14 protein-coding genes and 2 riboswitches are annotated in these 18,173 nt (G+C 47.8%); of the genes, 8 read left to right on the top strand and 6 right to left on the bottom strand.

Going from position 1 to position 18,173, the window contains the following annotated elements; all coding sequences use genetic code 11:
* Positions 1-64 precede the first annotated feature (64 nt).
* From L6I86_RS29330 to L6I86_RS29310, 5 genes are all read right to left on the bottom strand, one after another.
* Entirely contained in the window at positions 65-436 is a 372-nt protein-coding gene (locus L6I86_RS29330; RefSeq protein ID WP_236291991.1) for a DoxX family protein, read from the bottom strand.
* Between the two features lie 89 nt (positions 437-525).
* Positions 526-1,293, bottom strand: coding sequence for a DODA-type extradiol aromatic ring-opening family dioxygenase (locus tag L6I86_RS29325; RefSeq protein WP_236291990.1), 768 nt, complete (start codon positions 1,291-1,293; stop codon positions 526-528).
* A 253-nt stretch (positions 1,294-1,546) separates the two neighbouring features.
* Positions 1,547-1,921 (bottom strand): ArsR/SmtB family transcription factor, encoded by a 375-nt coding sequence (locus L6I86_RS29320; protein ID WP_236292109.1) that lies wholly within the window; start codon positions 1,919-1,921, stop codon positions 1,547-1,549.
* Position 1,922: 1 nt separating this feature from the next.
* Positions 1,923-2,345, bottom strand: a complete 423-nt coding sequence (locus L6I86_RS29315; RefSeq protein ID WP_236291989.1) for an SRPBCC family protein — start codon at positions 2,343-2,345, stop codon at positions 1,923-1,925.
* A gap of 28 nt (positions 2,346-2,373) precedes the next feature.
* The gene (locus tag L6I86_RS29310) at positions 2,374-2,751 is read right to left on the bottom strand and encodes a hypothetical protein (protein ID WP_236291988.1); all 378 of its coding nucleotides are present in this window, start codon (positions 2,749-2,751) and stop codon (positions 2,374-2,376) included.
* A gap of 227 nt (positions 2,752-2,978) precedes the next feature.
* On the opposite strand from L6I86_RS29310, the gene L6I86_RS29305 reads away from it, so the two are divergent.
* From L6I86_RS29305 to L6I86_RS29290, 4 genes are all read left to right on the top strand, one after another.
* The gene (locus tag L6I86_RS29305) at positions 2,979-4,484 is read left to right on the top strand and encodes a spore germination protein (protein ID WP_236291987.1); all 1,506 of its coding nucleotides are present in this window, start codon (positions 2,979-2,981) and stop codon (positions 4,482-4,484) included.
* Between the two features lie 13 nt (positions 4,485-4,497).
* Positions 4,498-5,577 carry a GerAB/ArcD/ProY family transporter gene (locus tag L6I86_RS29300; protein WP_236291986.1) on the top strand — a complete coding sequence of 360 codons (1,080 nt, stop codon included), beginning with the start codon at positions 4,498-4,500 and terminating at the stop codon, positions 5,575-5,577.
* Positions 5,570-6,679 carry a Ger(x)C family spore germination protein gene (locus tag L6I86_RS29295; protein WP_236291985.1) on the top strand — a complete coding sequence of 370 codons (1,110 nt, stop codon included), beginning with the start codon at positions 5,570-5,572 and terminating at the stop codon, positions 6,677-6,679. Before L6I86_RS29300 ends, L6I86_RS29295 begins: the two co-directional genes overlap by 8 nt.
* A 100-nt stretch (positions 6,680-6,779) precedes the next feature.
* Complete coding sequence (locus L6I86_RS29290; RefSeq protein WP_236292105.1) at positions 6,780-7,766, top strand: Gfo/Idh/MocA family protein; 987 nt, start codon at positions 6,780-6,782, stop codon at positions 7,764-7,766.
* Between the two features lie 52 nt (positions 7,767-7,818).
* Here the strand turns inward: L6I86_RS29290 and L6I86_RS29285 are convergent, their stop codons facing one another.
* Positions 7,819-9,162 carry an APC family permease gene (locus L6I86_RS29285; protein ID WP_236291984.1) on the bottom strand — a complete coding sequence of 448 codons (1,344 nt, stop codon included), beginning with the start codon at positions 9,160-9,162 and terminating at the stop codon, positions 7,819-7,821.
* A gap of 87 nt (positions 9,163-9,249) precedes the next feature.
* A riboswitch (guanidine-I (ykkC/yxkD leader) is annotated at positions 9,250-9,354 on the bottom strand.
* A 190-nt stretch (positions 9,355-9,544) separates the two neighbouring features.
* Positions 9,545-9,644, top strand: a riboswitch (guanidine-I (ykkC/yxkD leader).
* 69 nt (positions 9,645-9,713) lie between these two features.
* On the opposite strand from L6I86_RS29285, the gene L6I86_RS29280 reads away from it, so the two are divergent.
* The 4 genes from L6I86_RS29280 to atzF are packed head-to-tail and all read left to right on the top strand — an operon-like array spanning position 9,714 to position 16,595.
* Positions 9,714-10,433: an urea amidolyase associated protein UAAP1 gene (locus L6I86_RS29280; protein ID WP_236291983.1), complete on the top strand. Its 720-nt coding sequence runs from the start codon at positions 9,714-9,716 to the stop codon at positions 10,431-10,433.
* A gap of 29 nt (positions 10,434-10,462) precedes the next feature.
* Positions 10,463-11,113, top strand: coding sequence for an urea amidolyase associated protein UAAP2 (locus tag L6I86_RS29275; protein ID WP_236291982.1), 651 nt, complete (start codon positions 10,463-10,465; stop codon positions 11,111-11,113).
* A gap of 32 nt (positions 11,114-11,145) precedes the next feature.
* Positions 11,146-14,769: an urea carboxylase gene (gene uca, locus L6I86_RS29270; protein WP_236291981.1), complete on the top strand. Its 3,624-nt coding sequence runs from the start codon at positions 11,146-11,148 to the stop codon at positions 14,767-14,769.
* A gap of 17 nt (positions 14,770-14,786) precedes the next feature.
* A complete protein-coding gene (atzF, locus tag L6I86_RS29265) occupies positions 14,787-16,595 on the top strand; it encodes an allophanate hydrolase (protein WP_236291980.1) in 1,809 nt (602 codons plus the stop codon).
* Positions 16,596-18,173 lie beyond the last annotated feature (1,578 nt).

Genomic DNA, 18,173 nt, shown 5'->3' with positions numbered 1-18,173 from the left:
TCATGCAATGAGAAGTTATAAAAAGCGTGCAGGCCCAGAGGCTTGCACGCTTTTTATAACTTTCTTAGTGCCACTCTCGTGCTCGTTCGCGCGAGTTTCTGGCAACGAGGAATATCGCCATCGCAAGGAAGATCAAAGGCGGAATAGAGGTCCGCATCCCCTCGTGGGAGCGGATATGGGTCAACATCGCGCTCGCCATAATCATGGCAATGACACCTGCGGAGAGCAGCGCAATTCGCGGGTGCCATAGGCCGATGATAAGCCCGATGCCGGTGATAAGTTCGACGACTCCGACGATGTACATGAAACCTACACTGTACCCGTAGGTCGAAGTGAAGATTTTCATTTGCAGGTCATGGGTGGACAGCTTCAAAATCCCGAACATGACAAACGCTGCTGCCAATAAGATTTGAATAATGCGAGTCGTCCATGTCAATGCTTGAGCACCTCTGTTTGTTGAAATTAGTTATGTTAGCATGTGCAACCTAACCAATTTCATGCGGGGCGCTACGGATACAGCTTTAATTAGAATGAAACGGCCAAATAGCTCAGCGATCCTACCTCGTAGCTACGGTGGATGATCTCGACTTGCCGCTCAGGATCGCCGCTCCCCATCGCGATGTAGAGCGGGATGAAATGCTCAGGGCGTGGCACGGCCATCTTCGAATTAGGGGCTTCCGCGGCGTAGTTGAACAACGCCTTAAGGTTCTTTGCTTGCATATTCGCAGCAAGCCAATCGTCAAAGGCTACCGCCCAAGCATCCGGCTCGGTCGCATTCCAATTCAACGCGCGCAGGTTATGCACGGTGGCGCCGCTGCCAATGATCAGGATATCTTCCTGATCCAGACCACGCAGAGCTTCGCCGATTCGGTACTGCTCGGCTGGTGGTAAATATGGATTCACCGAAATTTGAATGACGGGAACTTCAGGTGTAGGGAACATCCTCAGAAGCGGTACCCATGAGCCGTGGTCTAGGCCGCGTGTGCTATCGAGTTGAACAGGAATGCCCTTCACTTGAAAGCGCTCCGCGATCGATTGAGCCAATGCAACGTCCCCTTTGGCTGGGTATTTTAATTGAAAAAGCTCATCAGGAAAGCCGCGGAAATCATAGATAGTTTCATATGCATCATTCGTGGAGGAAATGGTAAGCACTTCGGTTTCCCAGTGCGCGGTGAAAATGACGATGGCTTTGGGTGACAGCTTTTTACCATACTCGAGTAAAAATTGCGTGCAAGCAGTATCCTGCAGTGCCATCATAGGTGAACCGTGCCCTACAAATATCGGTGAAATCATGGAAAAACATCTCCTTATTTATAATTAATGTACTTAAATATATTTAATTACTTTATGTAACTAATTGTACGCCTTTGCCGATCCTCCGTCAAGTAAGTAAATTACTTTTTGTAAGCACGATGGGGTGAGTGGGAGTAATTCCATTTATTTCATTCTCGCTGCCCATCACATCCGATCACAGCTCATGGCAACTCCGCCGGTTCCGCAACGCAAAAGAGCCTCCCCAAAACGGAAGACTCTTCGCACAATTCATCTATTTCTCTGGATCCACCACTTCAAGTGGGGTGAATTTGAGCTCAGCTGCATCATCATCCTGCTCAACGAAACGTTTGAGCACATTGAGTTTATTTTCCCAATAGCGCTCGTAATAGGAAAGCCAACGTTTGAGCTCCATCAGTGGCTCGGCCTCCAATCGGTAGCGGGTCTCGCGGCCGACTTTACGTTCTTTCACTAAACCAGCTTCTGCGAGAATGCGAAGATGCTTCGATACCGCTGTACGGCTCATAGGGAAATGGCCTGAGATGACAGTGACCGGCATTTCCTCATCACCCAGAAGCTGCAGCAGATGTCGTCGTGTGGGATCGGCTATAGCCTGAAAGACGTCATGCTTTTGCGCGGGAATGGCCATCTTAAGCCTCGATGTAAGCAGATAGCCTTTGGACGATGCCTGCCCAGCCTTGTGACATCGTATCGCGAACCGTATCATGCGGTTGACCGAATTCGGTAACTTTGTCGATATCCCAACCGCCATGGGTAAGGGTGAACTGTGTTTGGCCATCTAATTCGGTCAATTCAAAAGATAAGAACCAATCCTTGCCCCAAGAGAACCTTAGATGATTCGGGGGATCTAATTCTGTAACCTTACAAGGGGAATTGCCGAAAGGGCCAGCTTCCAAATGGAATTCATAACCGATTTCCGGCTTGAAATTATTCGGCATGAACCAAACCGCGATGCCTTCAGAAGTGGCTACAGCGTTCCACACTTTTTGTATAGGTGCGTTAAAAACCAGTGTTTGTTTAATATCAGGTAGTGATTGCATTTGATTTTCCATTGTCAAAAACCTCCGTTGTTTAGTGTTATTATTTACTTTTTACTTTACTCTTATGACGGAAACGCAGAGCTGACCATGTATCATCTACCGCGACATTGCTGACCGCTCGATAGTCTGTTGAATCGCCAACTAACTCGAATAAGCTATCGCGGTTAATATCCGTTTTGATCTTCGAACTTTGTTTCGGATAGGTGATCCAGAATAGGGCATCCTCGTTCAAATGGGCAATCGCTTTAGGGACCCATATTTCTACTTCAGCAGCTTTATGAACAAAAAGCTGAACAAAATCATAAGTTCCATTCGGCTCCGAATTTTCCTCGATACCGAGTGCATAGCCTTCAGGTGCCTGCATAACGAGTGCTCGTCCCTGCTTGTATCGCAACTTTTTCAGTAATTCCTCTTGCATCAGTAATCTCCTTTCGAATGGATACCCATCGACATCCACCTAGTTTTCCGCAAAATTACTTTTCCATCGGACTCGCCAATGCGAAACCGTTTGGTTACATGTCTTATTATATGAAACCATTTGGTTTCGTGTCAAGCTGCATGTCCAAGCGCAACTTTTGGGCGAAATGGAATATTTTAAGCGTAACTGCTCAGAATAAAAGAAAGCTTTAGGTGGGGGGATCATGCATGGCCATATGGGATCGTTTATTGTTTTCTTTCTCGCGGCAAGTAGACAGAGAGCCTAAACGATTTGAGATACCTGCGTTAACGGAGACCTCCAATACAGATGAGTCGATATCATTAGCTCATATTCTGGAGCAATTTGAGGATTGTATTGATGTGTTTCATCGAAACATACCCAGTATCCAAGTTGATATTGTTTATATTCCTCATATGATTGATCACACACAATTCTCTCGGGAAGTCATGGATCCATTATCGAATGTGCAAACGGAGGATTTAAGTCCCATTTTGGAGCAGTCACAATTTGAACAATCGGATGACCCTAAGAAAATTGTCATTGGTATATTGTCTGGGCAAGTGGCTATTTTTCATAATGAAAAAGTATACTTATTCTTTGTTTATGGCCCTGAATCCAGGAGTGTGCAGCAGTCCGAAACCGAGACCGTTATTACGGGGCCTCATGATGCGTTTACAGAAACAGCGGGAACGAACCTTTCTTTAGTGCGAAGACGGGTGAAGAGCTCCCATTTAAAAGTTATTAAGCTAGAAGTTGGTGAAGTCACCAAAACAGTCATTTTTGTTCTTTATATCAAAGGTATTGCGAATATGGACCTGGTTGATGAATTTGTTCAACGTATTCGTGGAATAGAGATTGATGCGGTCTATGATGGCAACATGTTTTCTCAGTATATCGATGATTATCCATACTCGTTATTCCCGCAGTTCCTAATTACGGAGCGTCCAGATACAGCAGTTTCCAAATTGGTTGGAGGCCGCATTCTGGCAATTGTAGATGGGAGTCCGGCCGTGGTGAGCGCTCCGACAGCTTTCTTCGACTTCTTCTCTTCCGCGGATGATTATTATCAGAGATGGTCGATCGGGACTGCTACAAGGATGCTCCGGTTTATCGCCTTCGTGATAACCATTACATTCACAGCTGTCTATGTATCTGTGACTACGTATCATTATGAGATGATCCCAGAGGCACTGATTTTAACTTTAAGAGAATCGCGAAGTAAAGTGCCGTTTCCTCCGGTTATCGAAGCCATGTTGATGGAAATTACGATTGAACTGCTGAGAGAAGCGGGGGCGCGTTTGCCGACCAAAATCGGACAAACCATCGGCATTGTTGGCGGTATTGTTATTGGTCAAGCGGCTGTTCAAGCAGGGCTTACAAGTAACATTCTCATTATTGCAGTCGCTTCATCAGCGATATCGTCCTTTGTTATTCCGAGTTACGTGATGAGTGCATCGATTCGTCTTATCCGTTTTGGTTTGATATTGCTAGCGGGCATATGGGGGAATTTCGGGTTGATGGCGGGCATTGGTTTTATTGTCATCCATTTATGTGGGTTAACCAGCCTGGGGACGTCCTATCTTTCACCCTTTGCGCCTACAAAATGGGCTGATTGGAAGGATGTTTTCATTCGTAGTCCTTTCTCTATGCTGACAGCACGGCCGAGTCAGGTGAAAACGACCAATTCCAAGAAGAATAAAATGAGAAAATAAGGATGATCCGTGCGTGAATGAGAAACTGAACGGTTTCCATATCTTCATTTTGATTCATATGATACAAGTTGGGGTGGGGATCTTTGCTTTACCGCGTATTGCAGCTGAATATTTTGGCTATAACGGTTGGCTTATGTTAGTAATCATCGCTGCTGTAGTTGCGTTCAATATCTACCTGATTGGGGTCGTTTGGAAGTTGGGGAACGGAGCAGATATATTCACAATTTTTGAAAGCTTTCTGCCCAAGTGGATCGTTTATCCGTTATATGTCATTGTAGGGCTCACTTGGGCACTTACGGCTAGTCTGGTTGCTAAGGAGTATGTCCTTATTTTCCAAGTTACCGCATTTCCAACTGCAAACCCGATGTCTTTCATGTTCGTTATCAGCCTGCTTGCGTATTTACTGCTCGTTAAAGGTGTGTATACGATTGTGAAGGCAGGTACCGTATTTTTCTTTTTGCTATTGTGGATGATGCCTTTGGAAATTCCATTTTATAATGATTTGCAATTATCGCGATATACGCACTATATATTTCAAGAGGGGAAAGAGCACTGGACAGGTTTTTTTAATCTCTATGGTTCTTTCTTGGGGTATGAGCTCTGCATGTTGTTGTTCCCCTATGTTCAGCAGAAAACGCGATTTATTACAGGTGTACAGCTATCTAGTGCGTTTAGCTTTCTTATTTATGTGAGTGTGTGCCTAATTTGCTTCGGTTTCTATAGCTTGCAGCAGTTGAAATTAATTATGTTTCCTTTTATCGACTTACTTGCGTATATTAAATTTCCTTTTATCGAGCGAGCGGAGAATATCCTCTTTAGTTTTCTTGTTTTTCGGGTTCTCATTACGATTGTCATGTATCATTGGGCGGCGAGTTTATGTATGCAGCGAATTTTCAAAAATTTTAAGCTTAAGCGGATCACGTTATTTATGATGGTTATCAGTTTTCTCATTTCGTTAATGCCAAGTGTGTTGGATGAAGTGGGTAAATGGTTGACTATTTGTACGTATTTGAATATTGCTTATTGCTTTGTCCTACCGATCTGTTTAATTGGTATTCTTTCTATTCAAAGGTGGCGAAAACAGCTTGCTTAAGATTCAGTTTCGATGGCTGATTACTTGTATGCTACTGATGACGATCACAGGCTGTGGGAATGACCAGCGGATCTTAGAAAAGATTGGACTGACACATACGACAGCATTTGATTTAATGCCTGGGGGGATGCTCAAGGTGACCAATAGTATTCCTCTAGCTGTGGATGAAGGTCGCAGACCAAGGGAAGTGTTAACAACCATTTCAGATAGCAGCAAAGGTGCAAAAGTAGATCTCTCTAGGCAGACTCAGCTGGTTCTGGTTAGCGGTCAGATGCGTAATATTTTGTTCGGAACGACACTAGCTCAGCGAGGGTTTTGGGATGATATCGATACCTTGGTGAGGGATCCTTCTGTTTCACCGCGTGTCAAAGTGACTGTTGTAGATGGAGATGCCCATGACTTATTAGTCAAAAACTACAGCAATTACTTACGAACAGCACAGTATATTGATCGAATGATGGAATCTGAAATGAAGTTCCAGAGCATACCGAAGATTACTTTATACGAGTTCACTAGAGATTATTATGATGATGGTATTGACCCTGTTGCACCGATTATTAAAGATATTGGTGACCATGTGAAGGTGAATGGCATTGCCTTGTTTCAAGATGATCGCTACGTGATGAAAATAGCAGACAAGGAATCGATTTTTTTCGCCATGTTAAGCAAAAATTTCAAGTTAGGTTCCTTACCCATGCGTCTAAGTGAAGAGGGAGATAAGAAAGAGTTTGTGTTGTTTGATTCGTTGGTTAGCAAACGACAGGTTCACGCGGCACGGACGGACGGAAGCTCGTTCAGAGTGGATTTCGAGATTTCAGTAAGCGGTGTTATTTTGGAGTACATGGGAGGTTTGAAAATTAGCAAAGAAGAAGATCGGCATGCATTAGAGGGTAAAATTGGGGAGAAAATCACCTCGCACATGGAGACCATAGTGAAAGATATGCAGAAGCATAATGTAGATAGCCTCGGGCTGGGAAACGTGATTAAGAATATCGTTCCCTATAAGGAATGGAAAGCGATGGACTGGCGTGAGGTATACCCGGAGGTAGAGATTCATTGTCAAACGAAAGTAAAGATCAAGCATTACGGGAAGTTTCAATGATTGTGTGGAAATCAGAAAGGTGCTGAGATTGAATTCGGAGGGTGAATTTGGTAGGGTAGAGGTCAAAGAATATAGCTAGGATGAAGGAGTCATGGGGAAAATGATACGATTCGCAGTTATTGGTACGAACTGGATCACAGAGGAATTCATTCATGCGGCGCTCGAAACAGGAGAGTTCGAATTGACCGCTGTTTACTCACGCACGGCGGAAAAAGCCGCGGAATTCGCAGGGAAATTTGATGTGGTACATCAATTTACAGACTTAGCGGCATTTGCGCAAAGTGATGCGTTTGAAGCTGTTTATATTGCAAGCCCGAACTCCTTACATGCGGAGTATGCTGTTCATTGTATGAAGCATGGAAAGCATGTAATTTGCGAAAAGCCTGCAGCTTCCAATAGTACGGAGCTTGCGGCGATGATTGACACAGCGCGCAGCCATCAGGTTGTGTTCATGGAGGCTTTGAAGTCAACGCTTATGCCTAACTTCAAAGCGGTACAAGAGAATTTACATAAGCTTGGCCAAGTACGACGTTATGTTGCCAGCTATGGTCAATACTCATCCCGATATGATGCTTATAAGCAAGGTACTGTGTTGAATGCATTTAATCCGGTGTTTTCAAATGGTTCGATGATGGATTTAGGTGTGTATTGTATTTATCCATTGGTTGTGTTGTTTGGTGCGCCTGAGCGGGTGCAAGCGAGTGCGGTGATGCTGGAATCAGGCGTTGATGGCGAGGGTAGTTTGTTACTAAGCTACAAAGAGATGGATGCTGTTATTCAGCATTCCAAAATCGCTAGCTCCTACCTGCCGGCCGAAATTCAAGGCGAATTGGCGACTATGGTCATTGATAAGATTAACCAACCAGAGAAAGTACAAATTCGTTACCGCGATGGCTCTGTAGAGGATCTGACGCGTGAGCAAAGCACAAGGACGATGCGCTACGAGGCGGAGGAGTTTAGCCGGCTGATTAAGGCGGGCGACCTAGAGTCTCCGACGAACTCACATGCGAATTCCAGCGCGGCGATGGCTATTATGGATGAGGCGCGGAGACAGATCGGGTTGGTGTATCCAGCGGATCGGAAGTAACCTAACTACAAAGAAGAACCTGAGAAAATTCTCAGGTTCTTCTTGTTATGCACTAGTTCAGGGGAGTAGACCGTGCAGCACGCATGGCCAATGCAGCATCTTTGGTTTGAGCGGTACGCTTTTGAACGAGATGGTACACCACCCCAACCAGCAGCCACGTTATGCCCATCCATATCGCGTCCTTATCCAGCAACGACAATAGATAGCCAATGAATCCGGCGCCTAGCAACGGAAGTACGAGATACAAGATCGTTTGCTTCGGCGAACGGTGGCGTTCTTTCATATACTTTTGCGCGATGACAGATACATTTACGAAGAAGAAGGCGGAAAGGGCGCCGAAATTAACGAATTTCACGGCGTTATCCAGGGAAATCACAAGCGCGAGCAGCGAGACGACGCTGACGATCACTATGTTGATAACTGGTGTATTGAACTTTGGATGAAGAAACGCAAACACTCGCTTCGGCAGTACGTTATCTCGACCCAACACGAACAGGAGGCGTGACACGCTAGTAACGGACGATAATCCTTGTGTGAAGATCGCAAGAACCAGGACGGTGAGGAACACGGAACTCAATGCGGCGCCGCCTACCATTTTCACAATTTCAAAGCCTGCAGAGTCAATATGAACAAAAGTTAAATGCGGATACACGAGCTGTGTTAGGAAGGATGGCACTAAGTAAAGCACGCTGGCCGTAATGATGATGATCATGATAGCGCGCGGAATGGTTTTCTCGGAATTGACCGTTTCTTCGGCCATTGTTGTCACTGTATCAAAGCCTAAGAAAGAGAAACATATAATGGAGGCGCCAGCGAGAATGGTAGAGAAAGGTACATCCGTTTGCAGAAAAGGCTGAAGTGGGTGAATCTCACCAGCACCAGATAAGTTGCGGAATAGAAAGAAGCAGAACACGGCGATAAAGATAATTTGAATCCAGACGAACAATTTACTGATATTTGCAGAGAATTTGATGCCGATGATATTGATGAGACCGAGGACGATGTTAAGTCCGATAATCCACACGTACGCAGGAATGGATGGGAACTGAGCATGCAGGTAGATACCGAAGGTTAAGCACGCGATGATGGGTGAGAAGAAATAATCCAGGAGCAAGACCCAGCCTACGAGAAAGCCTAGGTAAGGATGGATGCTTTTTTTGGTATAGGTATAGGCGGAACCGGAAGTTGGGAAAACCTTCGACATCACACCATAGCTATACGCAGTGAAGAAAATAGCGATAAAGGCGAGCAGGTAGGCTTGTGTTAACATCCCGTGTGCATTCTCATAGGCGATCCCATAGATGGAGAAATAAATCATAGGGGTCATCCAAGCGAGCCCCATATAAACAACTTGATATAAGCTTAGGGATTTACGTAGTGTGCCTTCAGTGGTCATAGCGATAACACTCCCTCATCAGTGATTAATGTGAACACAGAAGAGGTTTGTATGCAAAAAAGCCAAGGCGATATCTAGGTTACAGATATCTCCCGGGCTTTTATCCCTCCGTGAACACAGTCTTTAGCTGTGCGTCTTCTCTTGGTCCAGACCGGGAAGCAGGCCACCCGCGGAACCCTAGAAAACTTTGTATGTGATGTTTCATTACTTATATGTAAGGATGTTAACTATTTTATTGATTATGTTAGATATTTGTTGTTTGTGTAAGTTAATATAACACATTATTGGGATTGCGAGAAGTATTTTGTGCCGATTAACTAAAATAATTAGAAGTTATTGACACAAAACATCAACGATGTTATGTTTAGTGACACAAACGAATACGATTGTTTACTAGGGTTCCGCCGGTCACGTACCGGGCTGGTCCGAGAGTAAACCACTCTTATGAAAGAGTGCCACGGAAGGATAAAAACCTGGGAGATATCACCAAGACAATGGGTCTTGTGATGTCTCCCTTTTTGTTTAAGCAAAAAGCGAAGGAGAGCGATAGCATGGGGAACATTTGGAGCAAGGACATAGGGCCAGGAGGCAAATGGTCAGGGGTAATTGGCAAAGGGAAGTTGATTCGCTTGACTGCACAGGAAGCAGGTGCGAATGTGTCAATCCAGTTGTACCACGCGAAGGATCTGACGGAGCGTTACAATATGCCTGATACGTTGAAGGCGCAGCATACAGCGCATTTAACCCGTGGGAATGTACTGATGAGCGATAACGGTCGTGCGATGGTGAGTATCGTGGAAGACAGCCTAGGGTGGCACGATCCACTTAGTGGATACACGAGCCGTGCAGCGACAGATGCCAAGTACGGAACAACGAATTATCAGGAACTGCGCAATGATTGGCTGCGGAGCGGTCAAGAGAACTTTGCAGTTGAGCTTGTTCGTAATGGCCTAAGCATGCGGGATATGATGCCGGTCGTGAATCTATTCTCCAAAGTAGTGGTGGATGACAATGGGGACATGCGACTCAGCCTAGATCACTGCCCAGCAGGGGCCACAGTTACGTTAAGAACAGAGCTAGACACACTAGTCGTTCTGTCTAACACGCCGAATCCGCTTGATCCAAGAGAGAGTTACCCATCTGTGCCTGTCAAAATCGAAGTGGAAGACGCCACGCCAGTTAATGAAGACGATTTTTGCTTGAATTATCGCCCGGAGAATCGCCGAGCTTTTGAAAATACATGGGAATATCACACACTGTTAGGTTCTTAGAGAAACGATTAACAGGAGGAGGAACGAAAATGGCCGTTTTTAATCGAGTAGAAAGCCCTCGTTTAGTGGAGGATGCGATATATAGTGAAGTGGTTCAAGCGGGGGATGGCTGGATGCGTGTGCTGAAGCCAGGGCAAGTGATGCGGATCGTGGATCTCGAAGGGAATCAAGCCGCAGACACGTTGTTCTATGATGCGGAGAATCCAGAGGATCACTACAGTGCGGTGGCGACGATCACAGGGCAAAGCAACATCTACTTGAGTACAGGTTCTATCCTGAGAGCCGAGTCAGGTAAAGAACTTTTGAAAATCGTAGCTGACACTTGCGGGCGTCATGATACGGTCGGTGGCTCATGTTCGGCACAAAGCAATACCGTGCGTTACTCGCACGATAAGCTGTCGATGCACAATTGTCGCGATACATTCATGCTGCAGTTAGCTGGGCAGGACGGCGTGTATACGAAGCGGGATTTGGCGCCAAACATTAATTTCTTCATGAATGTACCTGTGACACCGGATGGTGGTTTGAAATTCGATGATGGTGTATCCGCGCCAGGCTGCTATGTTGAAATGCAGTCCATTGGAAGCACCATGGCACTGATCAGCAATTGTCCGCAGCTTAACAACCCATGTAATGCCTATAGCCCGACACCGATTCGGGTGCTCATCTGGGATAAATAACGAACGAACATACACATGAAGGAGTGGTTACGATGTTTACAAAAGTGCTAATTGCGAACCGTGGAGCCATCGCTGTGCGTATCGAGCGTACATTGCGCAAACTGGGGGTTCAATCCGTGGCTGTTTATACGGCTGCAGATCAAGATAGTTTACATGTGGATGGAGCTGATGAAGCGGTTCTGATCGGTGAGGGGCCAGCGAAGTCAAGTTACTTGAATACAGAGCTGATTCTCCAAACAGCGCTTGAAACGGGTGCGGAAGCAATCCATCCTGGGTATGGCTTCTTGAGTGAAAATGCGGATTTCGCCCGTGCTTGTCGGGAACATGGCATTGTATTCATCGGACCGACTCCAGAGCAAATGGAGATGTTCGGACTGAAGCATTCCGCACGTGAAATTGCCGAACGTGCAGGTGTTCCGATGCTGCCAGGTACTCCGTTAATCACGGAGTTAGAAGAAGCTTTAACGGAAGCTGCGCGTATTGGCTACCCGGTTATTCTAAAAAGTACAGCAGGCGGCGGCGGTATCGGCATGCGCGTATGTGCAGATGAAGCGACATTGCGCTCTGCCTATGATGGCGTACGCCATTTGGCTGAAACGAATTTCAAAAACGGGGGCGTGTTCCTCGAGAAATATATTGCCCGTGCTCGTCACGTTGAAGTACAAATTTTCGGCAACTCCTTAGGTGAGGTAGTCACGCTTGGTGAGCGCGATTGTTCCATCCAACGCCGTAATCAGAAAGTTATTGAAGAGAGTCCAGCTCCGAATCTGTCGGATGACGTGCGTGAAGCGATGTTTGCTTCGGCGAAGCGTTTGGCAGCGGAGGTTGGCTACCGCAGCGCAGGTACGGTTGAATATCTCTACGATCCAGAAACGTGTGAGTTTTACTTCTTGGAAGTGAACACACGTCTTCAAGTGGAGCACGGTGTGACGGAGGAAGTGCTTGGCATTGACCTCGTGGAGTGGATGGTGCGTGAAGCGGCGCTTGAGTTGAATGACATTCAATCCCAAATCAGCAAGCCGCAAGGCCACAGTATCCAAGCGCGGATTTACGCAGAGGATTGCCTTCAGCAGTTCCGTCCAAGTGCGGGTCAGCTGGATCGCGCGGTTTTCTCTAATGAAGCTCGTAATGAGACATGGGTACGTGATGGTCTGACTGTAACGACACTCTATGACCCGATGCTGGCTAAAATCATTGTTCACGGCAAGGACCGCTTAGACGCGATCCATAAATTAGTAGAAGCGCTGGCTGAAACGCGCATGTACGGTTTAACGACAAATCTGCAGTATGTGCGTGCGCTACTGCAAGAAGAGGCTTGCCTCAGCGGCAATGTTTACACGCAATTGCTGAACACATTTGAACCGACAGAGCGCGCGCTTGAAGTAGTTGATGGAGGTATCCAAACAACCGTGCAAGACTTCCCAGGCCGTATCCGCCATTGGGATGTAGGCGTGCCTCCTTGCGGACCGATGGATCCGCTATCGTTCCGTATTGGGAATAAATTGCTAGGCAATGCGGATGATGCGCCTGGTCTTGAAATGACCCTGCGTGGCGGCTCCTACAAGTTCCGCAGTGACATGTGGTTCTGCGTAACTGGTGCCGATATGCAAGCGGAACTCGATGGAGAGACGGTCGCTACGTACCGTCCGGTGTTTGCATCCCAAGGGCAAGTGCTGAGCTTTGGCGAAGCCAAAGAGGGCATGCGCACGTATTTACTCATCGGCGGCGGACTTGATATGCCGAAACTTTTAGGCAGCTCATCGACGTTTACGTTGGGTGGCTTCGGTGGGCATGGCGGACGTGCGCTTCGTACGGGCGATGTGCTTGGGGTTAATGAAGGTGGCGAGAACCGCGTGCAGGATGTGTTTGAATTAGCCCCAGACCATCGCCCTGGCATGACACGCGAGTGGACAATTGGGGTCGTTCCTGGACCACATTGTACAGGTGAGTTTTTGCGTACAGAGTATCTGGATCAACTGACAGAAACGAGCTGGGAAGTGCATTTTAACTCCTCGCGGACAGGGGTTCGTTTGAAAGGGCCTGCTCCGCTATGGACACGTGAAGATGGTGGAGAAGCGGGATTGCATCCTTCCAATATTCACGATAATGCCTATGCGATAGGTACGCTGGATTTGACGGGCGATATGCCGATTCTGCTTGGGCCTGATGGACCGAGTCTTGGTGGATTTGTGTGCCCGGTGACGACGGCATCCGCTGAATTCTGGAAGTTAGGTCAATTGCACCCAGGTGACTCGATCCGTTTCCACCTGCTGACGCTGCCGGAAGCTGAAGCACTGCGTGATCTGCAAGAGAGCAACTTGCGTGCGATTGGCGAGGGAGATTTTGACCGACTCGTACATGTGCAATTGCCTGCAGTAAATGAGGAGATTACACCGGAATATCCGCGACTTTTCCATGAAGTAGAGAATCGCCGATTCCCAATCACGATCCGCTGTTGTGGAGATCAAAACTTGCTCGTCGAATACGGTGAGCTAGAGCTGGATTTGCTGCTGCGCTTCCAAGTGCAGGCTTTGATGCAGGCGATTGTGGAAAGTGGCTCGATTCCCGTGTTGGATCTAACGCCAGGTATTCGCTCCCTGCAAATTCATATTGATCCATCGGAAATTACGGTGGCAGATGCGTGCCTGAAGGTCATCGAGATCGACGCTTCGCTGGCTCCATTAGAACAGTTCCGTGTACCATCGCGTATTGTGCGCTTGCCATTGTCATGGGATGATCCAGCTACACAGCTAGCGATCGAGCGTTATCAACAAGGGGTGCGACCAGATGCGCCTTGGTGCCCGAGCAACCTTGAATTCATTCAACGGATTAACGGTCTAGATACCATAGATGAAGTGAAGAAGATAGTATATGAAGCGAACTACCTCGTATTAGGGTTGGGCGATGTGTATTTAGGGGCTCCTGTGGCAACACCGGTGGATCCTCGTCATCGTCTAGTTACAACGAAATACAATCCAGCTCGTACATGGACACCAGAAAATGCTGTCGGCATCGGCGGAGCTTACATGTGTGTATACGGAATGGAAGGTCCAGGCGGATATCAATTCGTAGGACGCACCATTCAAATGTGGAATCGTCTGCGCTCAACGGAGAGCTTTCAGGCGGGTAAGCCTTGGTTGTTGAGATTTTTTGATCAAATTCAATTCTATGAAGTGAGTGCGGAAGAGTTGCTGCAACTGCGTGAGGATTTCCCTCGCGGACGTTATGAGGCTGACATTCAAGAGACGACGTTTGATCTAGGTGAATATCTACAATTCCTAAGTTCTATAGAAGAAACAACGGATACGTTCCGTACCCAGCAGCGTGATGCGTTCAAAGAAGAACGTGAGAGCTGGAAAGCGAAAGGTCTTGCGGAATATGTCTCCGAGCAGGAGACAGGCGATGCTGCACCGGAGGATGAGTTACCTGCAGGAACGATCGCCGTGCGTGGTATTATGCCAGGCAGTGTTTGGAAAGTGTTGGTATCTCCGGGTGAGCAAGTGAAGAAGGGTGACCAACTGGCCATTCTCGAAAGTATGAAAATGGAGTTTCCGCAGCACGCTCCTTGTGACGGCTATGTTTCGATGATTGGCGTAAAGCCGGGCGATCAAGTGCATGCCGGACAATTAATTCTAGGTATCGCACAATCTGCTTAAGGGAGAGGTGAAGGGGTATGGTAGAGCGAATAGACGGAGAACGGATTAGTAGTGATGGGTTGGAAAAAGAATTAACACTCGGTTGCTTGCGTGAAAAATATGAAGCGGGCACATTATCTCCACAGGAGGTCATGTCGACGATTGTAAAGCGTTCCATTGCTGACGCTGATATGAACATTTGGATCACGCCGCCGACGATGGACGCGATTCAGCCGTACTTGGATCGTTTGGCATCTCTCTCGTTGGCGGATGCACCTCTCTGGGGTATTCCTTTTGCGATTAAAGATAACATTGACCTAGCTGGCATCCCGACGACCGCAGGGTGCGCAGAATATGCTTTTACGCCAGATGAGCATGCGGGTGTCGTCGAGAGATTGATTGCGGCAGGCGCCATTCCTATAGGCAAAACCAATCTAGATCAGTTCGCGACGGGCCTAGTCGGCGCTCGCAGTCCTTACGGGGACGCGCATAACGCGCTGCGTCCGGAACTGATCAGCGGCGGCTCGAGTTCCGGTTCGGCCGTCAGTGTAGCCCGTGGCCAAGTGGTTTTCTCACTTGGCACAGATACAGCGGGCTCCGGCCGAGTGCCGGCAGCGCTGAATCGCCTAGTCGGCTACAAGCCCAGTCTCGGCGCGTGGCCGACCAAGGGGGTCGTGCCAGCCTGTGCGAGCCTCGACTGTGTCACGGTTTTCGCGCATTCCCTTGCGGATGCGCTTGTCGTAGACAGCGTGGCACGCGGTATCCACGCGGAAGATCCTTGGTCCCGCAACGTCGTGCGGAAACCGGCGAGCTTGCCTGCTCGCGTATTATTGCCAAGTGGCCAGCTAGGCTTCTACGGGCCTTACGCTGCGGAGTATCGTGCAGCGTGGGAACGCGCCGTTGAGCAGGTGCGTGAGGTAAGTCGGCGTGAGGGCATTTCGATTGAAGAGGTAGATATTGAGTTATTCGCACAAGCTGCGGCGATTTTATATGAAGGTCCATGGGTAGCTGAACGCTGGGCAGATATAGGGCCATTTATCGAAGCTAATCCAGGTGTAGCTTATCCGGTGACGGAGAAGATATTGCGTTCGGGTGCAGCTGGCGAATATGATGCGGCATCGGTATTTGTAGCGATGCATAAGCTTCAACTGTATAAGCTGGAAGCTCGAAAGCTGTTGCAGGATGCTGTGCTTGTGATGCCAACTTGTGGAGGCACATGGACGCGAGAGCAGGTCCTCGCGGACCCGATCAGCACCAATCGCAATATGGGTCGCTACACGAACCATTGCAACCTGCTGGATCTGTGCGCAGTTGCTGTGCCTGCGGGCGATGCGGCACCGGAGACGCCTTTTGGGATTACCCTCTTCGCTGTAGCGGAAGAGGAGGGTCTGATCTGCGGTGCGGCGGAGTTGTTTGCGGCGGGCGCTGAGAGCAAAAGTTCAAGTGCGGATAGCGCCGCTGCTGCGCAAACGACGCTCGTGGCGGTTTGCGGGCTGCACATGCGTGGCTACCCGCTAGAGAAACAAATGCAAGGCTGTGGAGCGCGGTTCATCCGGGAGGATGAATCCGCAGCGAAGTACAGCCTTGTGAAGCTGCCGACATCCCCTGCGAAGCCGGGGATGATCAAGCAACAGCAGGGTGGCGCAGCCATCCTGCTGGAGATTTGGGAGATGCCGCTCGAGGCATTCGGCGGCTTTACTGCAGCGATCCCGGCTCCGCTTGGGATCGGCAAGGTTGAGCTCCGGGACGGCACGGAAGTCCCGGGCTTCGTTTGTGAAGCTTACGCGGCCGAAGGTGCGGAAGATGTTACGGCGTTGCGCAGCTGGCGCAACGTGGTGCCTTTGTAATAGAAGAGGGGGAGCGCAGCTCCCTCTTTTTTGTGCACTTATATGTTGTGAAGCTTACCCTTATTTCGTTATTGTTTGAATCTGGTTTAGTCTGATTTCTCCGAACTAAACCAAGCATACCGCTCGAAAAAGACCAATTAGTCAGATTCTGCCGAACTATTAACCACTTTTCTGGGGCGGAGGTTGTTTAGGGTATTTTAGTTGGGCGATTTCGGACTAATCCAGTTTGGATGGCGCTGACGGTAAGATTAATTCGATGTTTTCGGACTAAAGGATGTCGGAGGAAACGGTAGTGCCGGTTTTTCGGGGAAATTGAGCAACTCGTGCGGTTACGGCGATATGCCTCGGCATATCCCTCTATTTTGCCCCTCTCCCTCCTATATTGTCTTCTATTCCCGTTCCAATCCCCTTTCCCTTTGTCCCAGTCCTCACCCCGGGGGTGAACGGGTGTTTATAGGCGTGGAGACAAAGCGGAGTATTCGTAGCTAAGAGGCTTGTGGGATCGCTTGTACTGGCGGAGTACTGGTAGGCGGGGCACTATGGGGTTGGTGAGGAAGGTTCATCTCGTTATCCTCACTACTCTCCAATTACTCTTATTCCACTCATAACTCCCCCTTGTGTCAGAATAGTTGTCGTTCTCCTCAATACTCATAAACTGTCCATACTACTCACTACTTCTCACAACTCATATGGATGGGGGAGAGGGCAATGATGTCAGGTAAGGTGAGGTAAGTAGGTGGCATTGCAGACGAGGTGCTGCTGGCTTGGGGGGCCTTATACCCTGCTTCCTACGCCAACGGCATATACTATCACGAGGCGGACCGTCTTTATATCGCTCAATATGCACCTTCCAGTTTGGATAGGTCGGAGATGGGGATTGCGGTAGAACAAGAAACAAAGTATCCAGAAGAGGGCATGATACGCTTTCGAAATGCTATAGCTTTTACTGGGATCTATTTACTGAGGAAGAATATAAGCGGGAGGAAATCATCTACAATCAGTGGAATTATCGCATTCCTAGCGAGTGAAGTCGCGGTCAGGAGAGTCTTACTGTTAAATTCATTGCTCACAAGGGTTGCAAAGTAGCTAAAGTTTATGGGATACGTATTGTGAAGCGCTTATAGGTTATTTGGTAATCATTACGAGATGCGCATTTCAGGTTCGTTTAAGGAAGCGAGCCTATACTATGTCTTACTCCCCTTTTTAATATATAAATGCTAGACGCCTGTAGCTTGTTGCTGCAGGTTCTTTTTTTTGAATCTAAAACAATTCAAAACAATGGCAATAATGGAACTATTCCAAAGGGGTTGTAATTGATTTCTAGTCATGGTACATTAGTCCTCGTTGTTCTGAAGCAGGTAAACACAAGTGATGCGAAATGAACTTCTCGACAGACATCGACATCAATTGAAAAAAGCACTTGCATTGGTGAAACGATCTGTGGTATATTACTTCTCGCTGCTTCGGTAACACGGTAGCGAACGAAAGAAATTGATCTTTGAAAACTGAACAACGAGTGAGTAAGCACAGTCGAGTAATCGACTATAAAAGAGATTGCAAAATCTCGCTAGCTTCAAA

This window comes from Paenibacillus allorhizoplanae (genome assembly GCF_927798215.1).
GTDB classification, from domain to species: domain Bacteria; phylum Bacillota; class Bacilli; order Paenibacillales; family NBRC-103111; genus Paenibacillus_E; species Paenibacillus_E allorhizoplanae.
The sequence above is the reverse complement of the archived record's forward strand: the minus strand, read 5'-3'. Positions and strand labels throughout refer to the sequence as shown.